This window comes from Anaerohalosphaeraceae bacterium (genome assembly GCA_035378985.1).
Lineage (GTDB): Bacteria > Planctomycetota > Phycisphaerae > Sedimentisphaerales > Anaerohalosphaeraceae > JAHDQI01.
This window is the reverse complement of the sequence record DAOSUR010000001.1, coordinates 339,768-358,457: the sequence shown is the minus strand read 5'-3', so window position 1 is coordinate 358,457 and position 18,690 is coordinate 339,768. Positions and strand designations below refer to the sequence as shown.

The 18,690-nt window shown below is 52.6% G+C and carries 21 protein-coding genes, 1 tRNA gene and 1 pseudogene; 10 read left to right on the top strand and 13 right to left on the bottom strand.

Going from position 1 to position 18,690, the window contains the following annotated elements:
* Positions 1–89: 89 nt before the first annotated feature.
* The 8 genes from PKY88_01645 to PKY88_01610 form a co-directional block, all read right to left on the bottom strand.
* Positions 90–953 carry a hypothetical protein gene (locus PKY88_01645; GenBank protein HOQ03903.1) on the bottom strand — a complete coding sequence of 288 codons (864 nt, stop codon included), beginning with the start codon at positions 951–953 and terminating at the stop codon, positions 90–92.
* Complete coding sequence (locus tag PKY88_01640; GenBank protein ID HOQ03902.1) at positions 931–1,491, bottom strand: sigma-70 family RNA polymerase sigma factor; 561 nt, start codon at positions 1,489–1,491, stop codon at positions 931–933. Before PKY88_01640 ends, PKY88_01645 begins: the two co-directional genes overlap by 23 nt.
* Positions 1,492–1,687: 196 nt before the next feature.
* Positions 1,688–1,891, bottom strand: coding sequence for a cold-shock protein (locus tag PKY88_01635; protein HOQ03901.1), 204 nt, complete (start codon positions 1,889–1,891; stop codon positions 1,688–1,690).
* A 303-nt stretch (positions 1,892–2,194) separates the two neighbouring features.
* Positions 2,195–3,541, bottom strand: a complete 1,347-nt coding sequence (thrC, locus tag PKY88_01630; GenBank protein HOQ03900.1) for a threonine synthase — start codon at positions 3,539–3,541, stop codon at positions 2,195–2,197.
* Positions 3,538–4,290, bottom strand: a complete 753-nt coding sequence (locus PKY88_01625) for an HAD family hydrolase (GenBank protein ID HOQ03899.1) — start codon at positions 4,288–4,290, stop codon at positions 3,538–3,540. Before PKY88_01625 ends, thrC begins: the two co-directional genes overlap by 4 nt.
* A 5-nt stretch (positions 4,291–4,295) precedes the next feature.
* Entirely contained in the window at positions 4,296–5,627 is a 1,332-nt protein-coding gene (locus PKY88_01620; protein HOQ03898.1) for a hypothetical protein, read from the bottom strand.
* Positions 5,628–5,696: 69 nt separating this feature from the next.
* Positions 5,697–5,780 (bottom strand) — tRNA-Leu (locus PKY88_01615).
* Positions 5,781–5,913: 133 nt separating this feature from the next.
* Positions 5,914–7,305 (bottom strand): tetratricopeptide repeat protein, encoded by a 1,392-nt coding sequence (locus PKY88_01610; GenBank protein ID HOQ03897.1) that lies wholly within the window; start codon positions 7,303–7,305, stop codon positions 5,914–5,916.
* 313 nt (positions 7,306–7,618) lie between these two features.
* Between PKY88_01610 and ribH the strand changes: the two genes are divergently transcribed.
* From ribH to PKY88_01595, 3 genes are read left to right on the top strand one after another with little or no spacing between them, the layout of a single operon-like run.
* Entirely contained in the window at positions 7,619–8,083 is a 465-nt protein-coding gene (gene ribH / locus PKY88_01605) for a 6,7-dimethyl-8-ribityllumazine synthase (protein ID HOQ03896.1), read from the top strand.
* Between the two features lie 58 nt (positions 8,084–8,141).
* Entirely contained in the window at positions 8,142–8,576 is a 435-nt protein-coding gene (nusB, locus tag PKY88_01600) for a transcription antitermination factor NusB (protein HOQ03895.1), read from the top strand.
* Complete coding sequence (locus PKY88_01595; protein HOQ03894.1) at positions 8,563–9,474, top strand: AAA family ATPase; 912 nt, start codon at positions 8,563–8,565, stop codon at positions 9,472–9,474. Before nusB ends, PKY88_01595 begins: the two co-directional genes overlap by 14 nt.
* A gap of 172 nt (positions 9,475–9,646) precedes the next feature.
* Here PKY88_01595 and PKY88_01590 read toward each other — a convergent pair whose 3' ends face one another.
* Entirely contained in the window at positions 9,647–10,345 is a 699-nt protein-coding gene (locus PKY88_01590) for a 2-oxo acid dehydrogenase subunit E2 (GenBank protein HOQ03893.1), read from the bottom strand.
* A gap of 136 nt (positions 10,346–10,481) precedes the next feature.
* Here PKY88_01590 and PKY88_01585 point away from each other — a divergent pair.
* The 3 genes and pseudogenes from PKY88_01585 (at position 10,482) to PKY88_01575 (ending at position 11,566) form a co-directional block, all read left to right on the top strand.
* Positions 10,482–10,604 (top strand): annotated as a pseudogene (locus PKY88_01585) (YqaE/Pmp3 family membrane protein).
* An 85-nt stretch (positions 10,605–10,689) separates the two neighbouring features.
* Positions 10,690–11,361, top strand: coding sequence for a DUF2959 domain-containing protein (locus tag PKY88_01580; GenBank protein HOQ03892.1), 672 nt, complete (start codon positions 10,690–10,692; stop codon positions 11,359–11,361).
* A gap of 19 nt (positions 11,362–11,380) precedes the next feature.
* A complete protein-coding gene (locus PKY88_01575) occupies positions 11,381–11,566 on the top strand; it encodes a hypothetical protein (protein HOQ03891.1) in 186 nt (61 codons plus the stop codon).
* A 40-nt stretch (positions 11,567–11,606) separates the two neighbouring features.
* Here the strand turns inward: PKY88_01575 and PKY88_01570 are convergent, their stop codons facing one another.
* The 3 genes from PKY88_01570 to PKY88_01560 all read right to left on the bottom strand — a co-directional run bounded on the left by PKY88_01570 (position 11,607) and on the right by PKY88_01560 (position 14,832).
* Positions 11,607–11,930 carry a PilZ domain-containing protein gene (locus tag PKY88_01570; GenBank protein HOQ03890.1) on the bottom strand — a complete coding sequence of 108 codons (324 nt, stop codon included), beginning with the start codon at positions 11,928–11,930 and terminating at the stop codon, positions 11,607–11,609.
* 158 nt (positions 11,931–12,088) lie between these two features.
* Positions 12,089–13,210 (bottom strand): LptF/LptG family permease, encoded by a 1,122-nt coding sequence (locus tag PKY88_01565; GenBank protein ID HOQ03889.1) that lies wholly within the window; start codon positions 13,208–13,210, stop codon positions 12,089–12,091.
* A 14-nt stretch (positions 13,211–13,224) separates the two neighbouring features.
* Positions 13,225–14,832, bottom strand: a complete 1,608-nt coding sequence (locus PKY88_01560; GenBank protein ID HOQ03888.1) for an LptF/LptG family permease — start codon at positions 14,830–14,832, stop codon at positions 13,225–13,227.
* 209 nt (positions 14,833–15,041) lie between these two features.
* On the opposite strand from PKY88_01560, the gene PKY88_01555 reads away from it, so the two are divergent.
* Positions 15,042–15,587: a bacterioferritin gene (locus PKY88_01555; GenBank protein ID HOQ03887.1), complete on the top strand. Its 546-nt coding sequence runs from the start codon at positions 15,042–15,044 to the stop codon at positions 15,585–15,587.
* Positions 15,588–15,658: 71 nt separating this feature from the next.
* Here the strand turns inward: PKY88_01555 and PKY88_01550 are convergent, their stop codons facing one another.
* Positions 15,659–16,240 (bottom strand): hypothetical protein, encoded by a 582-nt coding sequence (locus PKY88_01550; protein HOQ03886.1) that lies wholly within the window; start codon positions 16,238–16,240, stop codon positions 15,659–15,661.
* Between the two features lie 197 nt (positions 16,241–16,437).
* Between PKY88_01550 and PKY88_01545 the strand changes: the two genes are divergently transcribed.
* From PKY88_01545 to PKY88_01535, 3 genes are all read left to right on the top strand, one after another.
* Positions 16,438–17,187 (top strand): hypothetical protein, encoded by a 750-nt coding sequence (locus PKY88_01545; GenBank protein HOQ03885.1) that lies wholly within the window; start codon positions 16,438–16,440, stop codon positions 17,185–17,187.
* Entirely contained in the window at positions 17,184–17,621 is a 438-nt protein-coding gene (locus PKY88_01540; GenBank protein ID HOQ03884.1) for a transcriptional repressor, read from the top strand. Before PKY88_01545 ends, PKY88_01540 begins: the two co-directional genes overlap by 4 nt.
* 239 nt (positions 17,622–17,860) lie before the next feature.
* The gene (locus tag PKY88_01535) at positions 17,861–18,682 is read left to right on the top strand and encodes an N-acetylmuramoyl-L-alanine amidase (protein ID HOQ03883.1); all 822 of its coding nucleotides are present in this window, start codon (positions 17,861–17,863) and stop codon (positions 18,680–18,682) included.
* The last annotated feature ends 8 nt before the right edge of the window (positions 18,683–18,690 follow it).

The following is an 18,690-nucleotide window of genomic DNA, read 5'->3' as shown; positions in this document are numbered from 1 at the left end:
CCGTGGCTGCGACCGATGAAAAAAGACCGCTAAAATGCTCCGCGGTCTTTTCTTAATTCGCAACGTATGGCTCACAACCTTCTGCCTGTTTAAGGCTGGTTGGCCGGTCCATTCTCAAAAGTAAACAAAGCCGGCTCCAGCGGTTTATTATAATTGTCAAATTCGATGCGGGCCAGAAGTGCGCAGCCGTCGTTTTGCTGTGTGTAGAACTCCAGAGAAGAAACCAGTTTTGTTTTCTGATCAATGGAGGCGATTATCCGGTCCTGAAGCACCGGATGTGTCGGATGAAAGGTTGCCGTGATTCGAATCGGCTCGGAGGAATCCGACGGTCGGTCGATTTGAATTTCTGCTTGGCCGCGACGCTGTAGTTCTTCCATTTGCAGCACAAAGTATTTCGGATCCGCCTGTGTGATGCCGGCATACATTTTATCGGCTGTGTCCGTTTCTTCGACAGGGAGATACTGGTTGACATTCTTCAGATAAACAACCCCCTTTCCGTCCTGCCAGATGCATTCTTTGGGTCCGGTCTCGGGGCTGTCCCATTCAGGAACAGAAAGACGAAAGCGGTGGGGGCGTCCGTCTTCCCTGAATTCCACCCATGCCTTGATCGGTTCCGGATGTCCCGGATGATATTCACGGAAATGGATGAAGCGAACGGAATGGCAGGCCCTGATAGTTTGTTCAAGGGCATATGCCGTGGAAATGGTTTGATTCAAAAAGACCCCAAAAAGCCCGATCGCAGCCGTCAAGACGGCTGCGGCGGCGAAATGAGCTATTTTGCTGTTCATGATTGTTCTCCTTATTGGATGAGGATGCACTTGGTCATTGGTTGGCCGGGCGGACTGCATGGCCGCGATGGAATCCGTCAGGATTCGACGGTCCATCGTCGGGCTCAGCTCCGCATTCGGCTTATGCTTTTTGATTTGCTGTTCAATATTTTCTGCTGAGTTCATGGTCAATGCCTTCCGTCAGAAACGTTCTCATCTTTTCAATTCCGTACCGGTAGCGGCTTTGAATGGTGTTTACGGACACATTCTTCACGGATGCGATTTCGCGAAAACTCAGTTCCTGATGGAGATGGAAAAGAATCACCTCCCGCTGCTCATAGGGGAGTTTCTCAAGGGCTTCCTGCAGCCGTCTGGACTCTTCGGTTTGGATCAGACGTTTTTCCGGATGAACGGTTTCATCCGGACCGGCGGCCTGTTCGTCAAGGGATACCTCCGACCGTGCTTTGCTGCGGAGTATATCACGGGCCCGGTTGGCCGTACAAACGCACAGGTACCCCTTCAAGGAGCGACGAAGCCGAAAGCGGCCGGCCGTTTGGGCAAAGCGGACAAACACATCATGAACCGCATCCTCAGCCGAAGATTGATCATGCAGCAGCGACAAGGCCAGCCCGAAAAGTTCGTTTTTGTACCGTTGATAAATTTTGCAAAGAGCATTGGTGCTGCCTCGATTGAATTGCCAAACCAGTATTTTTTCGTCCAGCATCGTGATTCCCTCTTCGCTCCAAAGGAACCGCTTCCGGAAATACGACGAATCAGAAGTCTATTTTAGTCTAAAGAATTTGAATGGAGGATAAAAAACTCGGCAGATGAAAGTCAGGCGGCAAAGAGGTCTTATGGAGGGAGCGCATAAAAAAAGCCCCGCAGGTCGCGGGGCTTTTGCCGGTCGTCGAAAACGCAAACTAACAAGGTTTTACGTTCATCGCACAGGGGCCTTTCTTGCCCTGGCCGACTTCAAACTGCACCGACTGGCCCTCATGCAGAGAGGCGTAGCCGCCGGTTTTGACCTCGGAATGATGGACGAACAAATCCTTGCCGCCGTCCGAGGGGGTGATGAAACCGTAACCCTTGCTGTCATTGAACCATTTCACTGTACCTGTACTCATTTTTTTACTCCCGGGTTTGCAACGAAACCCTGCAATATCTCTCTAACATTGAATTGGAGGGGAAATATTCCAGAGAGATGGTTAAGAATACTGCCCTTTACATTCTACTTTCATTACCACATTATACGAAATATCGGCCCATCGGACCAAAGAAATAATGAAAAAAACGAAAAATAGTTTCTCAAATACACCGCTGCTTAATCTAACTGCTTTCTCTAATACATCTTAACACAGAATGCTTCTGTGCATCTTTTTTCACTTTTTCTCCTTTTTTTGTTCCGCCGCCCGGACAAATAAAGACCGCTACGCCTTCATCAGCGCGATAATCTTTTCCAAATCGTTTGGCACCTGGACCGGCGGATTGCTGAACGGCCGTTTCATCTGGCTGTGATAGTTCACCGTCGCATTTGGGTCCTTGAGCAGATGCCCCGTCAGCACGCAAACCACTCGTTCATCTCGTCCGATGGTGCCGTCGGCCAAAAGATGCTTCAGGCCCGCCACTGTCGCCGCGGATGCCGGCTCGCATCCCAGCCCGTATTTGCCGATTTGGGCCTTGGCATCCAGGATTTCCTCGTCCGAGACCGTCCGCACGACCCCATTGCAGACATCCAGGGCCCGAATGCACTTTTTCAGATTCACCGGACGAGAAATTTCAATGGCTGAAGCAATCGTGTTGGGCCGGTAATGTTTGGCATCCAGTTCCGAATAATAATCCGCAATCAAATCCTGGTCCACGTAGCCGCCGTTCCAGCGAAGTCCTCGCTCATTGTACAGCTCGCTCAGCGTATCCGCTCCGGATGCATTGATCACCGCCAGCCGCGGAACCCGCTCAATCAGCCCCAGTTCCTTCAGCTCGGCAAACGCCTTTCCGAAGGAGCTCGAGTTGCCCAGATTGCCCCCGGGCACCACAATCCAGTCAGGCACCTCCCAGCCCATCTGCTCCAGAATCCGGTACATAATGGTCTTCTGGCCCTCCAGTCGGAAGGGATTGAGCGAATTGACCAGATAAATCTTCAGCTGACGGCAGACCTCCTGAACCTGCCGCATACAGTCGTCAAAATCTCCGGCAATCTGGAGCGTATAAGCCCCGTAATCCATCGCCTGGCTGAGTTTGCCGAACGCAATCTTTCCTTCGCCGATAAACACCGTTGCCTTCAGCCCGCAGCTGTGGGAATACAGGGCCATCGAGGCCGAAGTATTGCCTGTAGAGGCACAAGCACTGGCTGTCGCCCCGACCATTCGGGCGTGGCTGTAGGCCGCCGCCATTCCGTTGTCCTTAAACGAGCCGGACGGGTTGAGCCCTTCGTATTGCAGATACAGAACATCCGGACGCATTCCCAGCTCCGCCGCCAGACCGCAGCACGGCTGAAGTACCGTCTGGCCCTCGCCGATTGTTACCCGATATTTTTCCTCGCAAAACGGCAGCAGCTCCCCAAACCGCCACACCCCCGAGAAGTGCAGCGGATTCTGCCGGTCGGTCCATTTTTTGGAAAAATCACTCAGTTTTTTCGGCACCGGCAGCTTGTCCCACTGATAACAGACATCCAGCAGGTCGCCGCACTGGGGACATTCAAACAAGATCTCCATCCGGTCAAATTCCGCCCCGCAGCGGGGGTTGATGCATTTTTGATACGCCTGGGCTTGCCTCACAGCTCATCCTCGTTCAGTTGTTTGATTAACTCCGGCAGTTCCGACAGATATTGTATCCGAAAAACGCCTTCCGGCACTCTTTTTTTTTGGTTTGTGTAAGCTTCTTTGAGGACGGGAATCATTCCCGCCCGCAGGGCCCCGCGCACATCCTTGTCCATCCGGTCACCGACAAACATGGTTCGGTGCGGTTCCGTCTGCAGGCGGCGGGCGGCTTCCAGGAAAATCCGCGGGTCGGGTTTGCGGAAGGAAAACTGGTAGGAATACAGACGCAGGTCGAAAAACTCCAGCAGCCCAACCTGCTGCAAGTGGCGGTCCAGTGTGCTGCCGTGCACGAACGTATTGGACAAAATCCCCAGCCGAAGCCCCATGTCCCGCAGTTTCTGAAGGGTCGAGTGCGTCTGGGGCTCAATGCGTCCTTTTTCGGCCAGCGGGCGATACCACTGCCAGTTCAGCTCCTCCCACTCCTTCTCGGAAAGCGTAAAGCCCTTTTTCCGCCCATACTCTTTCAGGAGAGACAGGGAATCAAAATCGTTTCCGGTCAGAAAGGAAAACAGCAGATGCAGCCGGATGCCCAAAAGGTTCCAGAGCCGGTAAAGGCCGAAACTCCCGACCCGCTGGCTCCGCTGTTTGAGGTAGTCATACGAAAAGCGGGCCGCCTGCTCAAAAAGTCTGCCGGTCTCCAGACGCCCGAACAGCAGCAGCGTCTCGCCCAAATCAAACAAAACCGCCTGAACTGCTCGACCCGCCAAACCCCTCACCTCTCCGGCGGCAGCTGATTGCCGAACACCTGACGAACCCACGCCTCCATCTCTTCATCTGAAATCGCAGACATCCGGTCTGCACTGTATTCTTCGTCGATCTTGTTCTTAATTGCCGTCACGCGCGGGTCATGCTTGGGGATGTCAATCTGATAGCGCGACTCAATCCAGTGCTTGATGCCTGCCGCACCCGATTTGTCCGTAATTGCCACGCCCACCGGACGCTTGAGGAGCTTGAGCGTATCAAAGCAGTTGTAGATTTCCTCATTCTTCAAAAGGCCGTCCGCATGGATGCCCGCCCGCGTCATGTTAAAATCGCGTCCCACCAGCGGGTAATTGGCCGGCAGATGGAATCCGAGCTCTTTTTGGGCATACTGAGCCAGTTCGGTAATGGCGGCATAGTTGATTTTTGGATTTGTGCCCGCCAGCTGCGCATGCTCAATCACCAGCGCCTCCAGCGGCGGATTGCCGGTCCGTTCGCCCACGCCGAAAATGGCACAGTTGGCGGCACTGCACCCGTACAGCCAGGCCGTCGCCGCATTCACCTCCACTTTGTGAAAATCGTTGTGCCCGTGCCATTCGAGCCAGGCCGACGGCACCCCCAGCCGGCGCAGCCCCGCCACCAGTTTCGGCAGCGAACGCGGCAGTTTCGCATTCGGATAAGGCACTGCAAACCCCAGCGTATCACACAGACGCATCTTCACCGGGCAGTTGTACTGCTGCGAAAGTTTCAGCAGTTCGGCCGCAAACGGCAGGACAAACCCGTCATAATCTGCGCGGGTAATGTCCTCGAAATGGCACCGCGGCAGAATCCCGTTGTCCAGTGCCGCTTTCACAATATCCAGATACGCCTGCATCGCCTGGGAACGCGTCATCTTCAGCTTCAGAAAGATGTGATAATCGCTGGCGCTGGTTAAGATTCCCGTTTCTTTGAGCCCCAGCTGCGTGACGTACTTAAAGTCCGCCGCCGTAGCCCGAATCCAGCCGGTCACCTCCGGATACCGATACCCCTTTTCCTGACAGAGCTGCACCGCCTTGCGGTCCCGGTCTGAGTACAGGAAAAACTCACACTGTCGAATCAGTCCTGTCTCCCCGTTGATTTGGTGAAAATATTCATAGATCCGGGCCACTTGCTCTGCTGAATAGGGAGCACGGGCCTGCTGGCCGTCCCGGAAGGTTGTGTCTGTAATCCAGAAATCTTCCGGAATCTCCATCGGGACAGTGGCTTCTTCGAATTCCAGCTTCGGAAACTCCGTATAAGGGAAGAATTCCCGGTAGAGGTTCGGCCGCTCTACATCCTGCAATTGACTTTTACTGTGTCCTGCCATGTTCATTTCTCCCGATGGGTTAGGGTTTCACTTACGCCTCGGCCGTCGGCAGACCTTCCACGACCGCAGTGGCCGAGATGGGAGTCGAACCCATACGCCCAAAACGGGCAGGGGATTTTAAGTCCCCAGCGTCTGCCTTTCCGCCACTCGGCCTTTTCCTACGAATTCCCTACCTTTTGGGTTCTTTTTTTCGGCCGTTGCATTATAGAAAAACAGGAACATTTTGCAAGGAAATAGGCCCTATTCGAAAGGATAACCCCCCATTTTTTAAACTTTTGGCAGATTTTCAGAGATTTTTCATCTGGCGGAGGATTTTCCGAACCGGTTGAAGAAGAGGCAATTTTTCCTTTATTTTTGCTGCCCACACGGTTCGTCGAATCTGCCGGCAGGATTTCTGCAGGGCCCTGTTTTCCGGCTCGATTTCGAGGGCCAACTCCGCCTGCCGCAGGGCCTGGTCCCATTGGCGCTGCTGAATGCTCAGCCATGCCATTGCCAGATGAAACGCCGGCTGGTCGGGTTTCAGGGAAATGGCCTGTTTGAGGCATTGTTCCGCCGCATCATATTCCCGCCGTACGGCCAGGCACAGCGCCAGCCCGTAAAACGCCAGCGGCTCAATCCGGTCCTGGTCCAGCACACGCAGAAAACACCGGCAGGCCGTATCCGATTGTCCCAGCTGAGCGCTCAGCCATCCCATCGCCAGCAGGACATCCGGCTCATCCAAATCCGTACTCATCTCCTGATGCAGATAATACACCGCCTTTTCCGGTTCCTTCTCCGCATACAGCTGAGCCAGTCGAAAACGCGGCCCCTTAATTTTGCGGTCTGCCTCCAGTGCTCGATGGTAGCAGTCGATCGCCTCCTCTCGTCGACCTACGTTTAACGCTGTTTCCCCTTTGTAAAACCAGGCCGGTGCGTAGTCCGGTTCTAATTCAAGCAGCCGATTGAATTTTTCCCGGGCGGCTTCAACGTCCCCCTGCTGAAGCAGAAAAATCCCAAAGTCCAGGATTACCTCCAGATTGCCGGGTTCCCGTCGGATTTCCTTTAGGAAATAGCGGCGGGCTTCTTCATACTGTCCGGCTGCCCAGTATGCCTGAGCAATCCGGTAATAAATCTGCGGATGGTTTTCATCCAGTTGGGCGGTTCTCTGCCAGCACCAGATTGCCCGTTCGTACTTTCCCTGGCTGAACAGGGCGTTCCCGATGTTGTAAAAGCAAATCGGGCAATCCGGTTCAATCTGCTGGGCCAGATAAAACATCTCCTCCGCCTTGTCATACTGTTCCAGTTCCGTATAGGTAATGATGCGGTTGCAGTAGCACGGCTCGTAGCCCGGCTCCATTGCCTCAATCTTCTCAAAAATCTCCAAAGCCAGGTCATATTGGCATGTTCGCGTGTAATCCACTGCCAGCGAATTCAGAATCTCCACGTCCTCCCCGCACAGTTCCATTGCCCGAAGATAGCACTCAATCGCCTCCTCATACCGCTCCAGCGCATCCAGCGTCAGCCCTTTGTTGAAATACCACGCCCCATATGAAGGGTTCAGGTAAATGGCCTCCGTGAGTTTTTCGAGGGCCTCCTGCATTTGTCCTTTTTCATAGAGTTCGAAGGCCTCGCAGGCAATAACATCGGCTTGGTCCCACGGGTGTTCATCCGGGTCGCGAAACGACTCTTCGTTTATCATAAGTGCTTTCTCCTGAAGGCCTTGCTGTTTATCGAAACCGGACAGACAGCCGTTGGCTGCCTGCAGCTGTTGTATCGGCTTGAGGGGCGGGAGGGTTTTTCTCCGGATGATCTTTTCGATTCTTTTTCGAGGATGCAAAACTTTTTTCTGGCTTTGGTCCGGATAAGCCCTTATAATCGCATAAGTTAAGAAACGAGGCAGGCGGAGTTGTTTTTGGAGAAGTTTCCTCTTTTTGAGAGGATTGTCCGATAAAAAATCGGCTTCAAACCGCCTCGAAGAGATAGGACCGTATCTTTGGGTTGGAGCAGAGCGTATGATTCAGGAAATCAAAGGTCAGTTAACAGCCGGCAGCGGCAAGTATGCCATTGTTGTCAGCCGGTTCAATGAGTTCATTACCTCCCGTCTGCTTGGCGGGGCGATTGACTGTCTCCAGCGGCATGGGGCCAAAGATGAGCAGATAACAGTGGTCTGGGTTCCCGGAACCGTCGAAATTACACCTGTTGCCCGCAGGTTGGCTGACAGCGGAAAATACGCCGCAATTCTCTGCCTGGGGGCTGTCATACGCGGACAGACCACCCATTATGACCTCGTTTGCCAGCAAATCAGCCGCGGGGTCGGGCAAATCAATTTCGAGTGCAAAACGCCTGCTATCTTTGGTGTACTGACTTGTGAAACCCTCGAGCAGGCCATTGAACGAGCCGGCACCAAACAGGGCAATGCCGGAGCTGCCGCCGCGATGGCGGCAATGGAGATGGCCGACCTTCTCAGCCGCCTTTAAGCGGGAAGAGTATAGGAAGGGGGACATGTTCTTTTCAAATCATTGTCAGGGATGAGCGGTGGATCGGAGAACCAAAGCCAGGGAATTAGCCGTACAGGCCATCTGTCAACTGGATGTGCAGGGCGAACAGGTCCTGTCTCTCCTGCCTCGTTTTTTTCGTGAAAACAGCGAGGATGAGCTTGTCATCCAGCTGGCGGAACAATGGACGCGGGGAACCTGGACCCACTGGCGTCAGTGTGATGAAGAAATCGCCGCCGCTGCGGAAAAATGGAACGTAAGCCGCCTGTCCATGGTGGACCGAAACATCCTTCGCTTGGGGGTCTATCAGCTGCTCTTCTGTCCGGACATTCCTGAAAAAGTTGCCATCAACGAGGCCATCGAACTGGCCAAAAAATACGGCGGTGTCCAGTCTCCCCGGTTTGTCAACGGCGTCCTTGATGCTGTGTACAGACGGAAAAAGGAATCAGGAACGATTTCCCATGTCCAGCAGTGAAGAATCCATCCGCATTTCTTCGTCCTGCCGTATTCTGGCGGTTCTCAACCAAAAAGGCGGTGTTGGAAAAACCACCACTGTAGCCAACCTCTCCGCCGTTCTGGCTCAGTCTGCCAAACGGACTCTCGTGATTGACCTGGACCCTCAGGCCCATCTGACGATTCATCTTGGTGCTGATGCCGAAACCCCTCCTTCCGGTTCTTATGCGGTCCTGACCGGTGCACGCACCCTCGAAGAAGTCCTGATACAAAGCCGTCCGAACCTCTGGCTCCTGAGTTCCGGAATTGATTTGGTGGGTGCCGAAACCGAACTGGTCAATGAAGTCGGACGGGAAACCATTCTCCGCAACGCCCTCCAGCCCATCCGGGAACGGTTTGATTACATTTTCATCGATTGTCCGCCTTCCCTGGGTCTGCTTACGCTCAATGCGCTGGCTGCCGCCGATGAAGTCCTGATTCCTATCCAGCCCCATTTTTTGGCTTTGCAGGGGTTCGGTCGGCTTCTTCAGACGATTCGGCTGGTCAATCAGCGAATCAATCCGGTGCTGCGGGTTAAGGCCATTCTGATGTGCATGTATGACAGCCGTGCCAGTCTGTCCGTCGAAGTCAAGAATGATATTGAGAAGTTTCTCGAATCCGCCCGTCAGAACCGCACACCCTGGTCCGGAGCTTCCGTGGTGCCCGTCCAGATTCGCCGCAACATCAAACTGGCGGAAGCCCCCAGTTACGGCAAAACCATCTTCGAATATGAACCTTCCTGCCACGGGGCCGATGACTATCGGGCTGTTGCTCAGTATCTTTTTGGGCCAATATCGGCGGAGGTGCAACCCGTCTCTCCGGAAAGCACGCCTGCTTGCGGACAAATCGATGCGGGGGAAAAAACACAGGATAAGGCGTAAAAAAAGACCGCTTTGTGGATGAAGAAGAAAGCGGTCTTCTAAAAGCGAATCAGCAATGATTCGCAAATTTTCTAAACTCCATTATGAGAGGCAGCTGTGTTCTGTCAATCTTTATTTTCCGCTTTCTTGGAAAAAAGTTTCGATCTTTTTTGAACGGAGGAGGTTTTGCCGGTCAATTTGTCTTTGTCAGGGTCCACGGGTCTTCCAGAAAATCGGCAATCCTCCGCAAAAAGGACGCAGCAGTCGCTTCATCGGCTGCACACTGGTCGATGGCCAGCGATACATTCAGCTGTTTTCGTATTGCCGGCGTTCCTTCGTCCGGCACAACCTCGTCTGCGATGTATCCGATGGAGACAATCCCGTTGGCCGAAGGCGGTGCAATGGCATAGAACCACTCAATCCCGTACATCCCCAGGCCGCTTAAAACAAGGGTTGCCCCGTCAAAATCATCCGGGGTCAGCTGATTGGCTCTGGCCCGACGAAGCAGAGCATCCGATGCCTGAGCAATCTCTGTCAGGGTCATCCGCCCGGCATCCTGAATCACCGGAACGACCAGTCCCTGAGGGGCGGCTACCGCAAATCCGAGACCGATACGCTCCGGAACCTCCCATTCTTCGGTTTCCAGGTTCGGCTTGGCGCATACCTGGGGATATGCGGCGGCGGCACGGGCCATTGCACACAAAACCAGGTCATTGGTGGTCAGACGGATTCCGGTCTGCCGGCTGTATTCCTTGCGCATCGACACCATTTCCGTCACATCCGCCCAGACCGAATAATACCCGAAGGCCTTTGTCTGTTTGGCCTCCAGCATGGTTCGTCCGATTAACTTCTGTATCCGCGTCAGCGGCAAATGACCGGCTTCCTTTTCCATCAGTTCTATGAATTCTCCCAAAAATAAAAAATGCTGAATGTATTGTAGCCCCGGATGTCTTGTCCGCAAACAGTTTTTTCTTGGCTCTTTTGGAGAAACCTTTTATACTGAAAGGGTCCGTGAAAGGAGATAAACCGTGAGATACTTTTTCGCGATTGTTCTGCCGCCGCTGGCTGTACTTTTGTGCGGCAAACCCATTCAGTTTCTGCTGAATATTCTGCTGACTCTGCTCGGGTGGATTCCCGGTGTGGTTCATGCCATTCTGGTTGTCCATGAACACCTGGCGGATAAACGAGCCCAGCGGATTATCAAGGCCAAAGGCGGCTGAGGAAAGGAGACCTGTTATGAAAACCGGGAAACAGGATGCCGGGACAATACGGCTGATGATTCTGTCTTTGTCGCTTTTTCTTTTCGGCTGCCGCAGTATGGAAATCGGTCTTAAGGAAAAATTCGGTGTTCCCAAACGCAGCCAGATGGTCACGGAAGTTGCCAAGGCCCGGGATGCTCAGAATGAGGCCAAAGAGCAGGTGGCCTCCGCCCTCGAGCAGTTCAGCACCGAGCTCCGTTTTGAAGGGGGTGATTTGGAGAAAAAGTACAAAACCCTCTCCAGTGAATACGAAAAGAGCCGCTCGAAGGCTTCCGCCGTTTCTTCTCGGATTGAACGGGTGAAGGAGGTTTCCGAAGCACTTTTCCGGGAATGGGAAAAAGAGTTGACCCAGTATTCCAGCGACCGTCTTCGCGAAAGCAGCCGCCGCAAACTGGACCAAACCCGCCGCTATTACGAAACGATGATGGCTGCTATGGAGCGGGCACGCGACAAAATGGACCCCGTTCTGGCCGCCTTCCGGGATCAGGTTCTTTTTCTCAAACACAACTTAAATGCCCGTGCCGTGGCTTCTCTTCGGCAGGAATTAAACATAATGGAATCAGAAGTTGCCGTCTTGATTCGTGAAATGGAAGCCTCGATTTCCGAGGCAAACCGTTTTATTGAACAACTGACGCAGGAAGAACCGTAAGAAAAGGAAAGGGGTCCCGATGCATCAGCCCTCCCTGCCTCATCCGGGTCATAACAAGCATTTGTGTTATCTCATCAACCTCCATTATCATCATACCAACTGGGAGCAGTACAAAAAACTGGTCGAAAATCCCCAGTATGTCTGTAAACTGTGCGGACGCACGGCCGCTGACAAAAATCACCTTTGCCGCCCTGTAAAACTCTGAGCCGTTCTGCAAAGGTTTGTCAGCGGCGCCGCAGCCCCCTTTAATCCTGTAAAAATTGAACCGCCAGTCCCAGCACGCCCTCGCTCATCATCCGGGAGCGGTCCACCCGAACCACCTTTCCGGCCTTAATCCGGGCGTATTGCCCCTTTTGATGAGCCAGCTGCGAGGTTCGCGGAAAATTAAGTTCCACTTCTTGTCCGGGACGTACAGGGGCGGTCAGCGGGATTGTCAAATAGGCTCCACCCTTGCTCACATTTACACTTCGGCCGTTGAAAAAGCGATTGGCGCCCGGCAGCCAGACGCTCACAGGCCAACTCAATTCCGTACGCACTTCCTTACGCTGTTCGACGAGTGTGCTGTCCATAGTCTTTTCTCCGTAAAAGTCATAAAATCACTGCACACTCTATTATCGTCAAAGTTAAAATAGGGAATATAGAAAAAATAGGAAAATCCTGTTTTTTTTAAATTAGCTCATGCTGGTTTGATTATCCGAAAGATTTTATCGGACGTAAAAGGGGTGTTTTAGCTTTTCATTGAATCAATTTGCAGCAGGGCGACTGGAAGAAAGAGAAAAACCGGTGCCCAAACCCATACTTCCGGCCAGACCCGTCCGCCAAAGCTTTCTGTTGCGAACAACTTGCAGAGAAAGACAGTCAGAAAACATCCCAGCGTTGTCGTGAAACTGATTACAATGGCAGATTTAATCTCCCGGGGGTCCCGTCGAATCAGAACCGGCAGGGCCGTCATCAGCATAATCAGGTTCATAATCGGGTCGACAACGCGGGAATGCTTTTGCAGAATCAGCTCTGCCAGGTCGGTTTTTCGTGTGCCCGGATAGTGCAGCAGTTCTTCTATCTGCCCCAGGCTCAGGAGCGATTTGTATCCTTCCTGGCGGCGGAGGCCGATGTCCTCCGGCATCAACCCGCTGGCCAGAAAATCAATCTTTTCTACGGAGGTCAGTGAGGTCTGCCCTCCTTCTTCCGGGAGAACATTCATCCGCCGTCCGTTCTCGAGCACCCAGCCTTTGCGATGCGCATCGTACACTGCCCGCTCGGCTTCAACCTGTCCGATTACTGTCCATCGCTGGCTGGACGGTTCTTGCCGCCGGAGAATCACAAAGGCATCTTTCATTGTCCGAGTGGATTCATTGTATTCCCGACCGCAGAACAAATGCCCTTCCGGAGAGCTGATAAACCAAAACGAAAACCGACGCGGCTGGCTGATTTCGTCTCGACCTCTTGTCAGGTCGTTTGCCAGCCGCGGAATCAAAAATTCCTCATCGGCAATTTGAAGTCCCATCAGCAGCACTGCCAGAAACAGAATCGGTGCCAATATGCGTTTGAGACTGATTCCGGAGGCCATTACGGCAATCAGTTCGTTGTTTTTTGTCATCCGGGCCAGCGAAAAAACCGCCGCAATCACGGTAATCATTCCGGCCAGATGCCGAAACCAAAGCGCTGTCTGCGGCCCGTAGTACAAAAGAATATGCCGCAGCATTATGCCCTTGCTCTGACCGGATTGCTCGACAAACTCATCAATATTCACAAACAAGTCCAGCGTGATGCACAGCCCAATCAGGACGAAGAAGGAAATAAAATACCCCACCAGAAAGTTTTTTGCGATATATCGATCCAGCAGCCGCATAACTCTGTCCGCTTTCAAACCCGACTGATTTTCCGATACAAAATCCACGCCAGTACCGTCAGCAAAACCAGCCCGCCCCACATCACGGCGATCCCAACCTCCGGGCCGGCGGCCGGATTTTTGGTCAGCTGCTTGCCCGAGAGAATAAATACAATCAGCAGGGCCCCCGGAATCGTGCTGGCTCCAAAGGCGCTGAGAATATGTCCCCCCCGAAACAGAATCCCCAGACAAATCCCCGTCACAATCAGCGGAATGCACCCCAAGCCCAAAACAAGCCGGGAATGAATCTCACTGGTTAACTGATTGTCCACCTGAACCAGCTGCTCCCGGAGCTGAGTTTGCAGAGCTTGCAGAATCCTGCTCGGTTTGGAAACACCGAGCCCTGTTCCGGAGGAATCCGTTTTTGTCAGGGTCTCAAGAAGCTTGTCCCGCTGGAGTCCTTCCAGGATCGCTTCCGGTATCGGCAGTTCCGGAATTGCTTTCTGAAGCGCGGTTCCCTTCACGCCGCCTCCCAGCTGCCATTGCGGTGTTTCCAGAATCAGTTCCAGCCCCCGGTCAATTCGGTCATCTTCGAGGGTAATCTTTCCCCGGTCGCTTTCGTACCGGCAATAAACCTCATTGTTGCGATACGGCAGGATTTCCAGCAGCCGTACGGGGCCGGTCAGGTCAATCTGCCGCTCCTGATTCACTTCCAAACCTGCCGCCCGCAGAAGGTATTCCCGTCCTCCGTCGGCGCTGCGAAACCGAATGTATTCCTGCGGTTTTTTCAGCGTCTGACGGCCTTCTTCCGCCAGACGCTCAAGGATGGTCTGAGCGCGTACCGTCAGGGCCAAATCATATATCGGGCCGAACTGAAGTTTGTCCGCCTGAATCTGTTTGAGCTGCTCGATTTTCTGAAACTTGATTTTATCCGCCAGCAGGGGGGGCACACGCCGGCTGACCCCAATCGTGCCCACACGAACCGGCTGGTTTTCATCGAAACGAATCGTATCCTCCGTAATCACCGTGACGGAATGATGCTCCCGCCGCGTTTCAATATCCACGATTGCCTGACGAGCTGTAATCATTCGCGGCGGTTTATTCTTTTGAATGTCCAAAATAACCACATCCAAAAGCAGATTGTCTGCAGGAACGGCCTGTTCTGCGTAGATTTTGTACCGCCCTCCCGGAATGTCCCAATAGCCTTTCCGCTGGATATTGCGGAACAGAATCTGCTTGGCATCCGCCCGAACCCGATACTCGCTGCGGTGCACAAAGGCCGGTGTAATGTGGAAACTCAGCAGCAGGTTCGCCAGCGCCGCCGCCAGCGCCAGTGAGAATCCCGGCTGAATCAGCGTCCGAAAGGCAATTCCGCTGGCCCGGCAGGCATCCAATTCCCGGTCTGCCGCAAACCGCCCGTAGGTAATCGCCGCCGAAAACAGGGCACCCATCGGAATCACAAACGTCAGGGTAATCGGGCAAAAGTCCCCGATTAAACTGAGCATCTGGCGCGGACTGACCCCGTACTCCTTAATCATCGGGACCAAAAGCCCCGCGCTGAGCATCAGCGTCAGCGCCACGGTGGCTAAAAAGAACACCCGCAGCAACTCTTTCATCAAATATCGATGCAGCAGAAAAAACATAACCTGTTTCTTTCTCAAGGATTCTGACAAAGTCCGGATTTTACTCCCCGAACATCCGTTTGCAAAGCGGATAATTGCATTTCTTGGAGCTCTGCAAGGGTATTTCTGATTCTTTTTCCCCCAAAATTGGCTGGATTTTGGAGTTAGATTCGCTTAGAATTTCTCGAAATTAAGGACAACCCGAAACCAAAAGCGAAGGGAGAAAAACTATGGCCAAAAGCGCAAAGGACAAAAAGGCAAAAGTGATTGAAGTCCTCAATAAAGCTCGGGCGATGGAACTGCAAGCCATCTCCCAGTATATGAATCAGCATTACGGCCTGGATGATATGGATTTCGGCGAGTTGGCCGCCAATATGAAACTGATTGCCATTGATGAAATGCGTCATGCCGAATCCTTCGCGGAACGCATTAAAGAACTCGGCGGCGAACCCACCGCCGAGCCGGCCGCCAAGACCGTCCGGGGGCAGGAAGTGGAAAAAATCTTCCCCTTTGACGCCGGCCTTGAAGACCATACCATCGATGTGTACAACCAGTTCGCTGCGGTCTGCCGTGAGAACGGCGACTCCGTCAGCCAAAAGCTCTTCGAGACTATCATCGAGGAAGAGCAGTCCCATTTCAACTACTTTGACAATGTGGATCAGCACATCAAGAAGATGGGCAATACTTATCTGGCTCGCATCGCCGGCACTCCTTCCTCAACCGGACTGGCCCCGCAGGGGTTTGTCATTCGTGAGCAGGGAGGCGGCGCTGCTTAATCCATTGGCATAGTAGAAACAAAAGGCGGACAGGTGTTTTCATTGTGTCCGCCTTTTTTACCGGCTTCCGGTTATTTTGTCTGTCCATGCCCCGGGTGTGAGACAGGTTTTGTCTTATTCTCTGAAATGGTTTCCTTTGTTCTCTTTACTGTCCTGATCACCAGAAGCAGCAGCAAAATGCTCGGCATCACCAGCACAGTCAGCAGAAATGCGCCGACTGCCGCAAGGATTTTCCATGGAAAGTGCCCCTGTTCTGTCAGCAGCAGAACGGGCTTTAGTTTTTCCATTGTACGTTGGATGGCTTTTGTGCTTTGTTCGATGGCTTCCCGATTGGCCTCAATCGCACGCGTGCTTTCTTCTACCGCCTTTTGATTGGCCTGTATCGATTCGGTGGCGGCTGTTACAGCTCGTGAACTGGCCTCGAGCGATTCCGTTGTTTTTCTCATCGCTTCAGCCGCATCCTCAAGGGATGTCGTAATTTCCCGGATTGCCTTCTGATTGGCCGTGATGGCGGCTGTGCTGGCTTCGACGGCCTGAATATTTTCGGAAACGGCCTGGGAGCTGGCTTCGATTTGCGAACGCACTTGTCTGACAGTCCCGCACCCGGCCGGAAAGAAACAAAACAATCCGAAGAAGAATAGTTTTATCCGCATTATGACTCTCCTCAATAAATGCTTTTTATTGTAGGTCTGTTTTTTCTTAAAACAAGCAGATTTAATTAATAACATTATAGGTCGAGTATGTTTTGTATATTTTATTCTTGCAAATCATTTGCAAATAGGTTATGGTTTTTATAAATATGCAACCACATCGGATTAAAGGTGAATTTACAGTTTAGGAGAAGGTTCTTATGGCGTATGAAAAGTTGCGTTTAATTGCCCGTCAGTTAAAAGAACATTCTCCCTTTACTGTCTTTGGAGCCCTTACCGGCATTGTTTTTATGCTCCTTTTCCGACGACTCGGAGTGACGGGCGGTCATATCCTTTTTTCCATATTCCATCCTCTTCATGTTGTTCTCAGTGCAATGGTCACCGCAGCCCTCTTCCAGCTCCACCGAAAAGCTGGAAATTTTCTCCTGATTCTTGTCATCGGCTATGTCGGCTCTGTGGGAATCGCTACAATCAGCGACAGCGTTATTCCCTTCTTCGGCGAGACGATTCTCGGTGCTGCCGTCCCCACGGAGCATGGACATGACCATACTCCGGCTCAATCTCCGCAGGAGCATGACCATAAACCCCAGCTGCATCTGGGCTTTATCGAAGAATGGTGGCTCGTCAATCCCGCCGCAATTCTGGGGATTGTCATCGCCTATTTTGTCCCCAAGACCAAGTACCCGCATGCTCTTCATGTCCTGGTCAGCACGTGGGCCTCTTCCAGCCATATGCTGATGAACACACACGCTGACTGGAGTATTACACTGTTGGTTGGAATGTTTTTGGCCCTCTTTATTGCTGTCTGGCTTCCCTGCTGCATCAGCGACATCGTCTTTCCGCTTCTGTTTGTCCGTGCCGATGGGGCTCATCTCGGTCATCAGTGTATTCTTTGCGGCCGCAAGGAAAATCCGACTCCTTCTGAGTCAGCCGAACGGACACATTCATGACGGACGAACACCTCCAAAAAGCTGCACAGCTGCTGGATAAAAACGGGTTGCGGAAAACACGACCCCGTCTAGAGATTCTCTGTGTTCTTTTGGAAGCGGACAGTCCTCTGACCGGTGAACAGGTTTTTGAGCGGGTGACGGCGGGCTCTGTGGATAAGGCCACGGTCTATCGGACTTTGCTGCTTTTGCTCAAACATGATATTGTTCACAATGCCTATCTGCGAAACCGCATCCGGCATTTTGAACTCGCTCATCATTGCAAACCCGACCACTGCCATCCGCATTTTACCTGTCGGGATTGCGGCCGAACGGTCTGTCTTTATCAGGCCGTCGTTCCGGCGGTCCAAAATCTGCCGGACGGATTTCTTGTGCTGCATCGGCAGACTCGTTTGGAGGGGATTTGTGCGGACTGTCGAGTACGCCATTATTCGTAGGGTATTTTTGTTTTTGCTTGATTTTTTCTTCTTCGTTCGCTAAATATCGCCCAAACTGCTAAAGAATTGCGACTCGATAGTCCGACTTTTACCGCATAGATAACAAGAGTCAAAAAGTAATTTCCGGATTTAGTATGCCGAGAATAAACAGATGGCTGCCTGCGCTTCTGTTGCTTTTAATGGCCCTCTCGGGCTGTCAAACTGCACCTAAAACAACGGCTCCTTCGGCGCCATCCTATATGATTTCTGTGGATCATCTGGCCGCTCGGCTCGGTCTGCACGTATCCTTTACAAACGGCCGCTATGTAGAATTGACCAACTCGGCCAATCGTGTCGTTATCTTCACTCATCCCGGCGGCAGCGTCTATGTCAATGGAGAAAATATCGGTCAGACCGGTACCGTTATTATGGAGGGCTCGACTGTTTATGTTTCTCAACTATTGCTGCCTCGGATTCGCGCCTCTCTGAAAACGGCAGCCCCCATCACGCCTTCGCCCCGATATACCCCGTCCCCCTCGCGGCCTTCCGGCGGACAAACCGTCGTTATTGACCCCGGACACGGCGGGAAAGACCCGGGGGCAATCAGCTATCTGGGGTATTATGAGAAGGAAGTCAATCTCAAACTTGCCCAGAAAATTGCCTGGCTTCTCAAAAAACAGGGCGTCAATGTGATTATGACACGGAATAATGATACCTTTATCGAGCTGAACGAGCGCCCTGAAATTGCCAACCGTGTTAACGCTGATTTGTTTGTCAGTATTCATCACAATTCCAATCGCAGCCGTTCTCATCATGGCTATACCGTTTATATTGCCCCGAATGCCTCAGAGGCCTCCCGACGAGCAGGGCGGCTCATTGAACGGTATCTGGCCCAGACAGGCCTTTCGAGCAACGGTCTGCGAACCAATGATTACCGCGTACTGGTTCGCACCAACGGACCGGCTGTCTTGATTGAATGCGGGTATCTGTCCAATCCCTCCGAAGCCGCAAACCTTTATGATGGAAATTTCCAAAATCGCCTTGCCGCTGCAATAGCCCAGGCCATTCTCGAAGCTCTCTGACGGGATAG

Coding starts and splice junctions, on each gene's coding strand:
- PKY88_01645 (HOQ03903.1), bottom strand. CDS start 953: ATGAACTCAGCAGAAAATATTGAACAGCAAATCAAAAAGCATAAGCCG.
- PKY88_01640 (HOQ03902.1), bottom strand. CDS start 1,491: ATGCTGGACGAAAAAATACTGGTTTGGCAATTCAATCGAGGCAGCACC.
- PKY88_01635 (HOQ03901.1), bottom strand. CDS start 1,891: ATGAGTACAGGTACAGTGAAATGGTTCAATGACAGCAAGGGTTACGGT.
- PKY88_01620 (HOQ03898.1), bottom strand. CDS start 5,627: ATGGCAGGACACAGTAAAAGTCAATTGCAGGATGTAGAGCGGCCGAAC.
- PKY88_01610 (HOQ03897.1), bottom strand. CDS start 7,305: ATGATAAACGAAGAGTCGTTTCGCGACCCGGATGAACACCCGTGGGAC.
- ribH (HOQ03896.1), top strand. CDS start 7,619: ATGATTCAGGAAATCAAAGGTCAGTTAACAGCCGGCAGCGGCAAGTAT.
- PKY88_01595 (HOQ03894.1), top strand. CDS start 8,563: ATGTCCAGCAGTGAAGAATCCATCCGCATTTCTTCGTCCTGCCGTATT.
- PKY88_01590 (HOQ03893.1), bottom strand. CDS start 10,345: ATGGAAAAGGAAGCCGGTCATTTGCCGCTGACGCGGATACAGAAGTTA.
- PKY88_01580 (HOQ03892.1), top strand. CDS start 10,690: ATGAAAACCGGGAAACAGGATGCCGGGACAATACGGCTGATGATTCTG.
- PKY88_01575 (HOQ03891.1), top strand. CDS start 11,381: ATGCATCAGCCCTCCCTGCCTCATCCGGGTCATAACAAGCATTTGTGT.
- PKY88_01570 (HOQ03890.1), bottom strand. CDS start 11,930: ATGGACAGCACACTCGTCGAACAGCGTAAGGAAGTGCGTACGGAATTG.
- PKY88_01565 (HOQ03889.1), bottom strand. CDS start 13,210: ATGCGGCTGCTGGATCGATATATCGCAAAAAACTTTCTGGTGGGGTAT.
- PKY88_01560 (HOQ03888.1), bottom strand. CDS start 14,832: ATGTTTTTTCTGCTGCATCGATATTTGATGAAAGAGTTGCTGCGGGTG.
- PKY88_01555 (HOQ03887.1), top strand. CDS start 15,042: ATGGCCAAAAGCGCAAAGGACAAAAAGGCAAAAGTGATTGAAGTCCTC.
- PKY88_01550 (HOQ03886.1), bottom strand. CDS start 16,240: ATGCGGATAAAACTATTCTTCTTCGGATTGTTTTGTTTCTTTCCGGCC.
- PKY88_01545 (HOQ03885.1), top strand. CDS start 16,438: ATGGCGTATGAAAAGTTGCGTTTAATTGCCCGTCAGTTAAAAGAACAT.
- PKY88_01540 (HOQ03884.1), top strand. CDS start 17,184: ATGACGGACGAACACCTCCAAAAAGCTGCACAGCTGCTGGATAAAAAC.
- PKY88_01535 (HOQ03883.1), top strand. CDS start 17,861: ATGATTTCTGTGGATCATCTGGCCGCTCGGCTCGGTCTGCACGTATCC.